This window comes from Streptomyces sp. LMG1-1-1.1 (assembly GCF_040815545.1).
In the GTDB taxonomy this organism is placed as follows: domain Bacteria; phylum Actinomycetota; class Actinomycetes; order Streptomycetales; family Streptomycetaceae; genus Streptomyces.
On the sequence record NZ_JBFPNH010000014.1, the window covers coordinates 63535 to 76555 of the forward strand.

A 13021-nucleotide genomic window follows, 5' to 3' on the forward strand; every position below is an offset into this window, starting at 1 on the left:
ACACGGCAGCTGATCTGAAAATCATTCGATCAGCCGACCGTGGGAGACGGCGGCACCGTGGCCGCCGTAAATGCCCTGGGGGCAGAGGTCCTGATGTGATGTCAGCCGCCGAGCGGGAGTCCACCGGGGACCGGGAGGCCGCCGAGCAGCGGGGCGCCCTTGGCGGTGTCGTTCAGCTGGGTGGCCGCGTCCGTGACGCTCTTGACCGGGGAGCCGTCCGTGGTGCTGCTCAGCACGTCCGTCTTCAGCCCATTGGCGGCGATCGCTTCGAGTCCACCGTTCAGGCTGGTGGGGGTCAGCGCCTCGGTGGCCATGGCGGGCGCGGCGGCACCCAGCGCCATCAGCGAACCGGCGAGAACCGCGGCGACCTTGGTGGGCTTCATGGGATGAATCCTTCCTCTGTACTTTCAAGTCACGTTCCATACAGGCTTCTTGGCCGAATCCTGTACGTCGTCCTGCTTCTGTAACGAGGAGTGCGCTCCCCGGAAACTCCGGGAGGAAGGATTTCTCGACACTGCACCCGATCGATGCGGACCGGTGCTATTTGCCGATCGCACACGTCCGTACCGGTCCGACGGACGCCGGACCGGCACGGGACGCACGGGTGACTACCGGACCGGCAGCGGGGGCTTGACCGGCAGCTCGGGCACGGCGACCGGCGGCTTCACCGGCGGGTCGACCGGCAGCTGGGGCGGGTCGACCGGCAGCTGGGGCGGGTCGACCGGCAGCTCCGGCGGGTCCACCGGCACCTCGGGCACGGCGGCCGGGAGCGCCGGCAGGGCAGGCAGCCCGGCCAGGTCCGGCGCGGGGAGTCCGCTGCCGAGCACGGTCGCGACGGCCAGGTTGACCAGCGAGGTCAGAGTGGCCGTGACCTGCGGGACGACACCCGCCGCGTCACCCGAGGTGACGGCGGCGAGCAGCCCCGCGACCGCCTTCTCGACCGTGGCGAGCGCGTCGCCCACCACGTCCGCCGGCGCGGCCTTCACGGGCGCGGCCTTCGCCCCGGCCGCGACGGGCAGATTCACCGGCGGCTTCAAAGGCAGCCCCACGGGAGCCCCCACCGCGGGCGGGGTCACCGGGAGCTCCGGCGCGGGCGGGGTCACGGGCAGGTCGGCCGCGGGCGGGGTCACCGGCAGGTCGGCCGCGGGCGGGGTCACCGGGAGCTCTGGCGCGGTGACGGGGACGTCGGGCGCGGGTGTGTCCGGCAGCGGGGCCGGGACCGTGTCCTTGGCCTGGTCGACGGCGGCCGCGATCTTGGCCTTGAGGGCGTCGGCGTCGGCCGCGGGGAGCTGGCCGGATTCGGCTTTGAGGGCGGCGGTGACGAGTTCGGTCACGGGGGCCGTCACCGAACCCAGTTCGCCGAGCGCCTCGGCCTGGGTCAGCAGGGCGGCGGCTTCGGGGAGGGGTGCGCGGGCGGCCCGGTCGGCCGCGGTGGACGGATGGTGCTCGCCGGCGACGGCGGGTCCCGCCGCGCCGAGGGTGAGGACGGCGGATATCGCCAGGGCGGTGAGACGGGGTGTAGCGAGGGGACGCATATGTGTTCCTTTTCCTTATGCGTCGGACAACTGCTCTCTCACGGTGCCTGCGGGTATAGCGCTACGCAACCGCGGAACTACCGAGCGCCACGTCTCCGTTCGAGTGAATCCGCCCCCGCACCCTGCCCCCCGAAGGGGCGTACGCCGTTGCACCGAACGGCGCACCAGCGTGCGGCCGAACGAGTACCGACCCAGTGACGACAAGGAAAAAGCCGGTGCGCCCACCTCGGGGGATGGACGCACCGGCTTCGGAAGGACCGATCAGGCGTGGCCGATCAGGCGTTGACGCAGGTGTTGCCGAAGGCCGGGTTCAGCGCGCCGATGACGCTGACGGTGTTGCCGCAGAGGTTGACCGGGATGTGCACCGGGACCTGGACGACGTTGCCGGAGCCGACGCCGGGGGACTTCACGGCCGCGGCCTCGGCACCGGCGTCGGCGGCGGCGGCACCGGCGGCACCGGCGACGGCGGCGGCGGCACCCACGGTCAGGACAACGGCCTTGGCGATACGGGACATGGCGAAGCTCTCCTCGATCGAAATTCAACTCGGACTGCGCGGACTGTTCGGCCCGGCTCTCTCAACAACGCCCCCGGTTTTCATCGGTTGCTCTCCCGAACGGGTGACGTTCAACCGATCTTTGGGCCATAGGAGGGCCATTCGAGCGACTGGGCGTGGAATGGCGCAACACGCACAACGAGGAACCTGCCACGCGGATACGGGAGTTAGCGTTTCCGAGCATCTAATGCTTACTATCGCCCCGCGTCGGGGTTATAACGTTCCCGAACGTTGCTTCCGGGCCGGCCGCGCGTTCACTCATTTCGTGCGGACGACACCTTCCTCCCGCCCGGCCTTCTCGGGTCTTCCCTCTCTTCTCTCAGCAAAGCGGAGAACCTGTATGCGGAATTCTGCGATTCCAGCCGTGCGTCGCAGCGCGCTGTGCGCCCTGTCGTGTGCGGCGCTGACCACCGCGCTGCCGGTCGCCTCCGCCGCCGCTCCCCTGCCGCCCCGGGAGGCGGCCCGTGTCCCCTTCGCCGCGCGGTACGAGGCCGTGCAGCACGGCGGAGTGGTGCGCGCCGCCAACTCCTCGGCGAAGGGCGCGAAGGGCACCGAGTCGGTGAACGACGGCGCGTCGATCGCGTACGTCGACGTGGACAGCGACCCCAACACGTATAACTCCAGCCGCGCCGAACTCGCGGTGCCCGCGGGCGCGCGGGTCAACTGGGCCCGTCTCTACTGGGGCGGCAACCTGCGGGTGGGCGAGCAGAAGCCGGCGAAGGACAACGGCCGGGTGCTGATCGCCGAGCCCGGCGGGTCGTACAAGGCGCTCCTCGCGGACTCGCTGATCGGTCACCGCACGGCGGACGGCGCCGACGCGTTCCAGGCCTCCGCCGACGTCACCGAGCTGGTCCGCTCGGCCCGTCGGGGCCAGTGGACGGTCGCCCAGGTCAACGTCGCCATGGGCCGCTCGGAGGTCGGCGGCTGGGGCGGCTGGACGCTCGTCGCCGCGTACGAGAAGGAGTCGGAACCGCTGCGCAGGATCGGCGTCTGGGACGGTTTCGAAACGGTCGGTCCCGATCGCCGCGAGCTCCGCGTGCCGGTGGACGGGAACCGTTTTCCCAAGGGCACGCGCGGACAGCTCGGAGTGATCGCCTATGACGGCGACCGCGGCACTTCCGGGGATTACCTGGCGGTGGATACGAGCAGCTCGAAGAGCACGCGGCTCTCCGATTCCGCCAATTCCGCGGAAGACGTCATGAACTCCAGCATCACCGAATTCGGCGCCGGTCGTACGGTCCGCTTCCCCGATGGTACGAACAGCCTGGGGTACGACTCCGACGTCTTCGATCTGCGGGGCGCGCTGCGCGAGGGGGGCGACCGTGTCGAGGTCCGGTTCGGCAGCGAGAAGGACACCGTCTGGCTCGGTGCGCTCTTCCTCCAGGCGGACGTCCGGCGCTGACGTGCTGTCACCACTTGATGCGGACCCCGGGTCCGTCACCGTCCTGCACGCGGTCCAGCCGGGTGACGGCGGGGTCGCCCGTGTCGTCGTCGACCTGGTCCGCGCCCAACTCGCCGCCGGCCTGCGGGTCGCGGTCGCCTGCCCGCCCGGTACCCCCCTGTCCGCCGCCGTCGCCGCCGAGGGCGCCGACACCCGCGACTGGCGGGCCGGCCGGGACCCCGGTCCCCGACTGGTCCGCGAGACGCGCGAGCTGGCCCGGCTGATCCGCGCGGTCCGGCCCGGACTCGTCCACGCGCACAGCGCCAAGGCCGGGCTCTGCGCCCGACTCGCCCTGCGCGGACGGGTTCCGACGGTGTATCAGCCGCACGCCTGGTCGTTCGAGGCGGTCGAGGGGACCACCGCCGCGCTCGCCCGCCGCTGGGAGCGGTTCGGGGCGCGCTGGACGGACCGGATCGTCTGTGTGAGCGAGGCCGAGCGGCGTACCGGCGAGGCCGCCGGCGTGGTGGCGGACTGGTCGGTCGTCCACAACGGCGTGGACGTGGCCAGGTTCGCGACGGACGGGCCGCCCGGCAACCCCGCCCCCACGGTCGTCTGCGTGGGCCGGCTCTGCCGCCAGAAGGGCCAGGACGTGCTGCTCGCCGCCTGGCCCGCCGTCCTCGCGGAGGTGCCCACGGCCCGGCTCGTCCTGGTCGGCGACGGCCCGGACGGCGAGCGGCTGCGTGCCGCGGCCGGCCCTTCGGTGCGGTTCACCGGGGCCGTCGACGACACCGTCCCCTGGTACCGGGCGGCGGACGTGGTCGTCCTGCCGTCCCGCTGGGAGGGGATGGCGCTCGCGCCCCTGGAGGCGATGGCGAGCGGTCGGCCGGTCGTCGTCAGCGACGTCGACGGGGCGCGCGAGAGCCTGCCGCCCGCCCACGCACCCGAGTGCCTGGTCCCGCCCGAGGACCCGGCCGCGCTCGCCACCGCTCTGGGCCGCCTCCTCGGCCGGCCCGAGCTGCGGCACCGCCTGGGCCGGGAGGCCCACGAGCACGTACTCAGCAGATTCGATGTCCGGCGCACCGGCGCGGCCGTCGCGGACGTCTACCGCGAACTGGCCGGAGTGCGGGGGGCCGAGCACAGAGAGCCGATTGCGCAGTGACCACGGAAAGTACCAGCGTCCCCTCCTCGCCGGGCCCTTGGCCCACGGCGGGCCAGGCCTTCGGCCTCGCCTCCCTCGCGCCGCGCCGCGGCACGACCGACCGGCTCGCGCTGCCGCGCCACCGCCGGGTGCGGCCGCGGTCCGGCGTGGCGCCGCTCGTGGCCGTCGACGTCCTGGCCGTGCTGACCGCGGCCACCCTGCTCGGCGCGGCGCACCGCGACGTCCGGCTGCTGCTGCCGGTCGCGGTGCTCGTGCTGGTCCTCGACGGCCGTGCGGGGCTCTACCGGCCGGCCGCGTACGTCCGGGCCCTCGACGAGCTGCCCGCGCTGGCCTCCCGCGCCGGGGTCGTCTGGTGTCTGGCGGCGGCCGGCGTCGCCGCGTACTCCCCGGCGCTCGCGATCGGGCCGCTGCGGCTCTGCGCCGCGTACGGCACGCACGTCGCCGTCGTGTGCCTGGTCCGCGCCGTGCTGCTGGCCCGGCGGCGCCGGATCGCGCGCGCCCATCCGCGGTCGGCGCTCGTCGTCGGCGGTGCGGGGGCGGCGCGGCGGTTCGCGGCGGCGGTCGCCCACCATCCCGAGTACGGGGTGCGGCCGGTGGGGATCGTCGGCGTGCCGGAGCAGGGCGGTGCGCCCCGGGCGCCCGGGGAGGCCGGGCTGCCGGTGCTCACGACGACCGAGGAGATCCACCGGGCCGTCATCCAGAACGCCGTGCGCGACGCGGTGTTCCTGGACGACGACCCCGGTCTGATGACGCTGTTCCAGCACTACGGCTGCGCCACCTGGCGGGTCGGCGGCCGGCACCAGCACGGGCCGATGGCCCAGCACCTGTGGGGGTACGCCTGGCACCGGGTCGCCCCGCGGTCCGAGCGGCGCGGGCGGATCGCCAAGCGGGCGCTCGACATCGCGCTCGCCGCTCCCGCGCTCGCGTGCGCCCTTCCGGTCCTGCTGCTCTGCGCGCTCGCCGTGCGCCTCTCGGACGGTCCCGGGGTCCTCTTCCGGCAGGAGCGGGTGGGCCAGCACGGCCGTCACTTCACGCTTCTGAAGTTCCGTACGCTGCGGCCCTCCGACGACACCGAGTCGGCGACCCGGTGGAACGTGGCGGGCGACCGGCGGATGAGCGCGGCCGGCGGCTTCCTCCGCAAGAGCTCCCTCGACGAGCTGCCTCAGCTGTGGAACGTGCTGCGCGGCGACATGAGCCTGGTCGGTCCACGGCCCGAACGCCCTTACTTCGTCGCCCAGTTCAGCAAGATCCACGCCGGGTACGCGGCCCGTCACCGGATGCCGGTGGGGCTGACCGGTCTGGCGCAGGTGCACGGTCTGCGCGGCGACACCTCGATCGAGGACCGCTGCCGCTTCGACAACCACTACATCGACCACTGGTCGCTCTGGCAGGACGTCTGCATCCTGCTGCGCACGGCGGCCGGGCTCGTCCGACCCACGGGGAGCTGAGGATGGCCACGGCCGTGACGACGGTACCGGCGGTTCCCGCGGCGCGGGAGACGGCGGACGTACGGGAGTGGGTCCGCCGGGCCGGTGCGCTGTCCCCGGTCCTCGCCGTGATCGCGCTGCTGCTCGTCCCGGGCGGCGGCGGCGCGCAGGGCGGCACCGGCGGTACGGGCACGGTCGCGGACGCGGCCTCCGGGCTCCTCGTCGTGATCTGTCTCATCCGGGTGCTGCGCGGCGGCGCCCGGCCGCTGACCCGGGCGGCGGCCGTCGTCCTCGGTCTGCCGGTGCTCGGGATCTGCCTGGCCGCGATCACCTCGAACGACCCGGCGGCGAGCCTGCCTGGCGTCGCCCGCTACGTGCAGGTCTTCGTCCTCGTCCCGGCGGCCGTGCTCCTGACGATCCGCGACCGGCGGGACTTCGCCGTGGTCGCCTGGGGTCTCGTCGCCTTCGCGCTGCTCCAGGGCGCGGTCGGGGTCGTGCAGTACCTGACCGGGACGGGCGCCTCGTACCAGGGCGAGGACATCCGGGCCGTCGGCACCTTCGGGGCGACCGACGTGATGGGCATGGCGACGGTGGTGGCGTACGGGCTCGTGGTCGTCACAGGGATCGCGCTCGGCAGCGAGCCGGGCCGGACCCGGACGGCGGCGCTGGCCTGCGCGGGCCTCCTCCTCGTGCCGCTGGTGCTGTCGTTCAGCCGGGGCGCGTGGATCGCGACCGTCCTCGCCTGCGGGATCCAGCTGCTGCTCTCGGGGGTGCGGCGGGCGGCCCGGGTGGTGCTCGCCGCGGGCGCGCTCGGGGTGGTCCTCGTCGGTGGTCTGGGGATCGGCTCGTCGATGGTGAAGGAGCGGGTCACCAGCATCACGCAGGTGGCGGCGGCGCCCGACCAGTCGGTGACCGACCGGTACACGATGTGGGCGGCGGCGGGGCGGATGTGGCGGGCGGAGCCGGTCACGGGCGTCGGTCTGAAGGGCTTTCCCGCGTACCGCGACTCGAACGCCTCGCTGGCGCTCTCCTCCGGCAGCGACACGGCCGGCGCGGGCGCCGCCTTCGCGCGCCAGCCGCTGCTGTCCCCGCACAACATGTACCTCCTGGTGCTGAGCGAGCAGGGCCTGGTCGGGCTCCTCGCGCTGGCCGGCAGCTGGGTGGCGCTGCTCGTGTGCGCGCTGCGCCGGTGGCGGCTCGGCGCGGACTGCGCGCTGGTCGCGGCGGGCCTGCTCGCCTGGCAGCTCATCGACTTCTTCTACGCGGACATCGGCGGCCCCTCGACCGTCCTGATGTCGGTCGTGATGGGCCTGGCGGCGTGGTGGGCGCTGGCGGAGGTGAGGCGTGCGTGACCCGTGGGCGGGTGAACCGGAACCCACGGACACCCCGTGGCCCGACGGACCGCGCCCCGCGCCCCGGCCTCCGTGCGGCGCACCGCTGACCGACCCCTGGCCGACCGCGCCTCCGGGCCCCACGGACTCCCCGTGGGCCCCGGGGGCCGCGCTGCTGCCGGGGGCCACGGGCGCCGCGACCGGCGCGGTGACGGAGGCGGTCCGCGGTCTCGCGCCGCTGCCGGCCCGTCCTCCGGGCCGTCGGGCGCACGCCCGCGGGCGGACGCCCCGCCGGGGCGGCGACCGGACGCAGGGGCGCGGGTTCCTGGCGAAGGCCGCCGCGGTGACGGCCGCGCTGACGGCGCTGGGGGCGCTGCTGGGGCTCGTACGGGACCAGATCCTGGCGGGGTACTTCGGGGCGGGGGCCGAGACCGACGCGTTCCTGGTGGCGTGGACGGTGCCCGAGTTCGCGTCGACGCTGCTGATCGAGGACGCGATGGCGCTGATCATGGTGCCGGCGTTCTCCCGTGCCCTGGCGCGGCGTTCGGGGAGCCCGTTCGGCGACCCGGTGCGGGTGCTCGTGCGGGGCACGCTGCCCCGGCTGACGCTGGCCGTGGGGGCCGCCGCCGTGCTCCTCGTCCTAGCGGCGCCACTGCTCGTGTCGGCGCTCGCGCCGGGGCTGCCCGACCCGGGGCTCGCGGTCGACTGCACCCGGCTCACCGGGACGTGCGTGCTGTCGTTCGCGCTGGTGGGGTACTGCTCGGCGGCACTGCGCGCGCACGGCTGCTTCGTACCGCCGGCGACCATCTACGTGGCGTACAACGTCGGCATCATCGGCACGATCCTGCTGCTGCGCGAGCCGTGGGGGGTGCGCTCGGCCGCCGCGGGGGTGGCGGTCGGCGGCGTACTGATGGTGCTCGTGCAGGCGCCGTCGCTGCTGCGCGAGCTGCGGGCGCGTCCGGTGCGGGAGCCGGAGTCGCTCGCGTCCGGTGACTCGGGCGAGGGCCGGATCGTGCTCCTCGGTCTGATCGCGCCCGTCGTCGCGTTCTCGCTGTGCCGCCAGTCCCAGACGCTGATCGAGCGCTTCCTCGCGTCCCCGCTGCCCGCCGGCGCCATCTCGCATCTGAACTACGCGCAGAAGGTCGCCCAGATGCCGATGATCCTCTCCCTGATGCTGTGCACGGTCAGCTTCCCGGTGGTCGCCCGCGCGCTCGCCGCGGGCGACACCGAGGCGGCCCGCCGCCGGGTCGAGCGGGATCTGCTGATGGCCGCGGTCGTGGTGCTCGTCGGCGCCTCGACCGTGATCGCCGCCGCCCCCCGGATCGTCGAACTCCTCTTCGAGCGGGGCGAGTTCGGTGCCGCCGACACCACCTCCACCGCCGCCGTCATGCGCGTCTACGCGCTGGGGCTGCTCGGCCAGACGATGGTCGGCGCCCTCGTCCGCTGCTACTTCTCCGCCGCCCGCCCGCTCTGGTACCCGGCCGCCGCCATGGCCGCGGGCCTCGCCACGACCGCCGCCGCGGGCGTCCCCGGCGCCCACTACTGGGGCGCGGTCGGCATCGCGGCCGCCAACGCCCTCGGGATCACCCTCACCGCCGTCCTGCTGCTGCGCGGCGCCCACCGGCAGGCCGTCCCGGTCCGCGTCGACCGGCTCGGCGAGGGTCTCCTCCGGCTCGCCACCGCGGGCGCGTGGGCCACCGGCACCGGCTGGCTCTGCCAGCTCGCGATCGGCCCCGCCGCCCTCGCCGTCGCCGCCGCCTGCCTGGCCGTCTGCGGCGTGTTCCTGCTCTTCATCGCCTGCGCCGCCAAGGCGCCCGAGATTCCGCCCCTGCCCCGCTCCGCCTTCCGGAGGACCCCCCATGCCCGCCGCCACCGCGCTGCGCCGTCTGCTGCCGAAGCCGCCCCTGTGGGTGAAGCCGCCCCTGTGGGTCGCGATGTACCACTCGATCACGGACACCGCTGACGACCCGTACCGGGTGACCGTCTCCCCCGTGCGCTTCGCCCGGCAGCTGCACTGGCTGGGCGACCGGGGGCTGCGCGGGGTCTCGGTGCGGGAGCTGCTCGCCGCCACCGCCGCCGGGCGCGCCAAGGGCCTCGTCGGCCTCACCTTCGACGACGGGTACGCGGACTTCCTCGACTCGGCGCTGCCGCTGCTGCGCCGGCACGGCTTCACGGCGACGGTCTACGTCCTGCCGGGCCGGCTCGGCGGGACGAACGCCTGGGACACCGCCGGGCCGAGCAAGTCCCTGCTGACCGAGGACGAGATCCTGCGGATCGCCGACGCCGGCATGGAGATCGGCTCGCACGGCCTGACGCACGTCTCCCTCACCGGGGCCGACGACACGGTGCTCGCCGCCGAGACCCGGCTGAGCCGCGAGCTCCTGGAGGAGATGACCGGGACGCCGGTGGACGGCTTCTGCTACCCGTACGGGCAGGTCGACCCGCGCGCGATCCACGCCGTACGGAAGGCCGGCTACCGCTACGCCTGCGCGATCGACCCGGGCGCGCACACCGGGACGTACGCCCTGCCCCGCGTCCACATCGGCGAGGACGACACCTCGTGGCGGCTCACCGCCAAGCGGGCGCTGCACCCGCTGCGCCGCCGCCACCCCGCCGATCTGGTCCACGCCCGGCACGACCCCGCCGCGGCGGTCGCGCTGTGAAGGTCCTGCACGTCATCACCGGGCTCGGCATCGGCGGCGCCGAGCAGCAGCTGAGGCTGCTGCTCCGTCACCTCCCGGTCAGCAGCGGGGTGGTGACCCTCACCAATCCCGGCGCGGTCGCCGCGGGCATCGAGGCGGACGGCACCCGCGTCACCCATCTGGGCATGACCGGCAACCGCGACCTCGGGGCGCTGCCCCGGCTCGCCCGCATCGTCCGCCAGGGCCGCTACGACCTCGTCCACACCCATCTGTACCGGGCGTGCGTGTACGGCAGGACGGCGGCCAGGATCGCCGGCGTCCGGCGGGTGATCGCCACCGAGCACTCGCTCGGCGAGACGCAGATCGAGGGCCGGCCGCTGTCCGCGGGCACCCGCGCCCTGTACCTCGCGTCCGAGCGGCTCGGCACGTCCACGGTCGCCGTCTCGCCCAGCGTGGCCCGCCGGCTGGCCGACTGGGGCGTGCCCCGGGACCGCATCCGGGTGGTGCCCAACGGCATCGAGACGGACCGATTCGCCTTCGACGAGGGCGCCCGCCGCCTCGCCCGGGCCGCCCTCGGCATCCCCGAGGACGCCTATGTGGTGGGCGGGGTGGGGCGGCTCACGCCGGGGAAGCGGTTCGACCGGCTGGTGCGGGCGGTGGCGTCGGTACCGGAGGCGCGGCTGCTGCTCGTCGGCGAGGGCGGGCACCGCGAGGAGCTGCTGCGGGTGGCGGGCGAGTGCGGGGCCGCCGGCCGGGTGCTGCTCGCCGGGGCCCGCGAGGACCCGCCGGCCGCCGCCTCCGCCGGGCCGTCGCTGCCCGGGCTGCTCGCCGCGATGGACGTCTTCGTGTCCACCTCCCCCGACGAGACCTTCGGGCTGGCCGTCGTCGAGGCGCTCGCCGCAGGCCTGCCCGCGCTGTACGTGGCCTGCCCGGCGATCGACGACCTGCCACCGGACGCGGCACCGGGCGCGCGCCGGATCGGCGAGTCCGTGTCCGAGCTGGTCTCCGCGCTGTGCGGCATCCGCGACGCCCGGCTCGCCCGGCTGCCCGCGCCGGCGGCCGCCCGCCACTACGACATCGCGCACAGCGCCCGGCAGTTGATGTCCCTCTACGAACAGTCCGTCCACGGCACCCCCTCCCCCGCGAAGTGAGAGAGCCCGCACCCATGAAGACCACCCCACCCCGTGCCCACCTCCCCGCCGGCCTGCGGTCACCGGGCCGCTGGGCGGTCCTGCCCGCCGCCGTGCTCGCCGGGGCCGCCCTGGGCGGCGGTTACGGGGCCCTGAAGACCCCGCAGTACGCGGCGACCAGTTACGTCATCGTCGTACCGGCCGAGAAGTCGGACCCGGCGGCGGCGCTCGGCTTCGCCCAGGCGTACGGGCGGGTCGCCACCGACATCGCGGTGACCGGCGACGCCCAGGTGTGGGCGGGGGTCACCGCCGAAACCCTGCGCAGGAGCGTGCAGGCGGCGACCTCCCCGGACGCCCCGATGATCTCGATCACGGCCCGCGCGGAGCAGCCCTCGAAGGCGGTGTCCATGGCCGACGGAGTGGCCCGGGCGCTGGTCCTGAACAGCACGCACGTCGCGGGCAGCACCGGCGTGAAGGTCGTCCAGTTCTCCCGCGCCACCAAGCCCGTCACCCCGGTCTCCCCCTCCGCGCCGCTCTCCGCGCTCGTCGGCGGCTGTGCGGGCGGGCTCCTGGGCGGCCTGGTCCTCCTGGTCCGGCCGAAGCGCGCCGCCGCCCGCGGCGAGGCGCGGCACTCACGCCAGGCCCCCGCCGCGTCCGCCCCGGTGCCCGCCCCGGCGGCCGCCACGCACCAGCCGGAGGCGGTGTGACAGCCCTGCGGACCGAGGTCTGCCGTGACGAGGAGGGCTTCGGCCGCCTCGCTGCCGAGTGGACGGCGCTGTACGGCCGCTGCTCCTCCGCGACCCCCTTCCAGTCCCACTCCTGGCTGCACTCCTGGTGGCTCTCGTACGGCCGTCCCGGCGCGCTGCGGGTGGTGCTCGTGCGACGGGACGACGGCGAACTCGTCGCCGCCGCGCCCCTGATGCGGGCCCGCGGGCCGCTGCCCGTCCTCACCCAGCTCGGCGGCACCATCACCGACTTCACGGACGTCCTCCTCGACGACGACTGCCCCGAGGCCGTGCCGGCCCTGGCCAGGGGGCTCGCCCGGGCGGCCCGGGGCGCGGTCATCGACCTGCGGGAGGTGCGGCCCGGGGCGGCCAGCGAACGCGTCTTCGCCCACTGGCGGGGCCCGCGCCGGCGGCTGCCCGACTCGCTGTGCCTGGAGCTGCCCGCCGTTCCCATGGAGGGGCTGCTCGCACGGATCCCCTCCGGGAAGGCCCAGCGGGTCCGCGCCAAGCTCCGCAAGCTGGACGCGCTCGGCATCGACACTCACATCGTCACCGGGGAGGAGGTCCCGGCCGCCCTCGACCGGCTCCTCACGCTCCACCGGCTCCAGTGGCAGGGCCGCGGCGTGACCGCCGAGCACACCAGCCGCCGGTTCGCCCAGCACCTCACCCGGGCCGTCCGGCCCATGGTCGAGCGCGGCGACGCGATGGTCACCGAGTTCCGGCTCGCCGGGGACGTGGTCGCCGCCGACCTCACCCTCATGTCCCCCCGGCTCGCCGGCGGCTACCTGTACGGCGCCGACCCGGCCCTCCGCGCCCGCAAGGTCGACGTCGCCGCCATGCTCCTCCGCCACGGGGCCGCCGAGACGAGCGCCGGCGGCCGCGCCACCCTCAGCATGCTGCGGGGCAGCGAGCCGTACAAACAGCACTGGCGCCCCGAGCCCGTCCGCAACCGGCGCCTCCTCCTCACCGGTCGCGGTACGGCCCCGCTGCTCTGGCTCCGCGCCGGCGCCGCCGACGCCCGCCGCTGGGCCGCCGGCCGGGTCCGCCGCCACGCCTGGATCCGGCACGCCCTCGACCGGCTCCCCGGCCGCGCGCCGCGCGGCGGCGGATGACCTCCGCCACCGCCGCGCGCTCCGG

General features: G+C 75.0%; 12 protein-coding genes. 9 read left to right on the forward strand and 3 right to left on the reverse strand.

Annotated elements, in window-relative coordinates; translation table 11 throughout:
• Positions 1-101: 101 nt before the first annotated feature.
• The 3 genes from MRBLMG1_RS05955 to MRBLMG1_RS05965 form a co-directional block, all read right to left on the reverse strand.
• Positions 102-383 (reverse strand): hypothetical protein, encoded by a 282-nt coding sequence (locus MRBLMG1_RS05955; protein WP_367821437.1) that lies wholly within the window; start codon positions 381-383, stop codon positions 102-104.
• A 225-nt stretch (positions 384-608) separates the two neighbouring features.
• Complete coding sequence (locus MRBLMG1_RS05960; RefSeq protein ID WP_367821439.1) at positions 609-1535, reverse strand: hypothetical protein; 927 nt, start codon at positions 1533-1535, stop codon at positions 609-611.
• Positions 1536-1810: 275 nt separating this feature from the next.
• Positions 1811-2050 (reverse strand): chaplin, encoded by a 240-nt coding sequence (locus MRBLMG1_RS05965; RefSeq protein WP_056551723.1) that lies wholly within the window; start codon positions 2048-2050, stop codon positions 1811-1813.
• Positions 2051-2453: 403 nt separating this feature from the next.
• Here MRBLMG1_RS05965 and MRBLMG1_RS05970 point away from each other — a divergent pair, with 403 nt between their 5' ends.
• The 9 genes from MRBLMG1_RS05970 to MRBLMG1_RS06010 all read left to right on the forward strand — a co-directional run bounded on the left by MRBLMG1_RS05970 (position 2454) and on the right by MRBLMG1_RS06010 (position 12996).
• Positions 2454-3491: a DUF3344 domain-containing protein gene (locus MRBLMG1_RS05970; protein ID WP_414721494.1), complete on the forward strand. Its 1038-nt coding sequence runs from the start codon at positions 2454-2456 to the stop codon at positions 3489-3491.
• Between the two features lies 1 nt (position 3492).
• On the forward strand, positions 3493-4629 hold the full coding sequence (locus MRBLMG1_RS05975) for a glycosyltransferase (RefSeq protein ID WP_367821443.1): 1137 nt from the start codon (positions 3493-3495) through the stop codon (positions 4627-4629).
• Positions 4626-6077, forward strand: a complete 1452-nt coding sequence (locus MRBLMG1_RS05980; RefSeq protein WP_367821445.1) for an exopolysaccharide biosynthesis polyprenyl glycosylphosphotransferase — start codon at positions 4626-4628, stop codon at positions 6075-6077. The genes MRBLMG1_RS05975 and MRBLMG1_RS05980 overlap by 4 nt, the downstream gene beginning before the upstream one ends.
• A gap of 2 nt (positions 6078-6079) precedes the next feature.
• Positions 6080-7408: an O-antigen ligase family protein gene (locus tag MRBLMG1_RS05985; protein WP_367821447.1), complete on the forward strand. Its 1329-nt coding sequence runs from the start codon at positions 6080-6082 to the stop codon at positions 7406-7408.
• Between the two features lie 187 nt (positions 7409-7595).
• Complete coding sequence (locus MRBLMG1_RS05990; protein ID WP_414721499.1) at positions 7596-9350, forward strand: lipid II flippase MurJ; 1755 nt, start codon at positions 7596-7598, stop codon at positions 9348-9350.
• Positions 9247-10050, forward strand: coding sequence for a polysaccharide deacetylase family protein (locus tag MRBLMG1_RS05995; RefSeq protein ID WP_367821449.1), 804 nt, complete (start codon positions 9247-9249; stop codon positions 10048-10050). The genes MRBLMG1_RS05990 and MRBLMG1_RS05995 overlap by 104 nt, the downstream gene beginning before the upstream one ends.
• Positions 10047-11180 carry a glycosyltransferase gene (locus tag MRBLMG1_RS06000; protein WP_367821451.1) on the forward strand — a complete coding sequence of 378 codons (1134 nt, stop codon included), beginning with the start codon at positions 10047-10049 and terminating at the stop codon, positions 11178-11180. The genes MRBLMG1_RS05995 and MRBLMG1_RS06000 overlap by 4 nt, the downstream gene beginning before the upstream one ends.
• 14 nt (positions 11181-11194) lie before the next feature.
• Positions 11195-11866 carry a lipopolysaccharide biosynthesis protein gene (locus tag MRBLMG1_RS06005; RefSeq protein ID WP_367821452.1) on the forward strand — a complete coding sequence of 224 codons (672 nt, stop codon included), beginning with the start codon at positions 11195-11197 and terminating at the stop codon, positions 11864-11866.
• Entirely contained in the window at positions 11863-12996 is a 1134-nt protein-coding gene (locus MRBLMG1_RS06010; RefSeq protein WP_367821454.1) for a GNAT family N-acetyltransferase, read from the forward strand. Before MRBLMG1_RS06005 ends, MRBLMG1_RS06010 begins: the two co-directional genes overlap by 4 nt.
• Positions 12997-13021 lie beyond the last annotated feature (25 nt).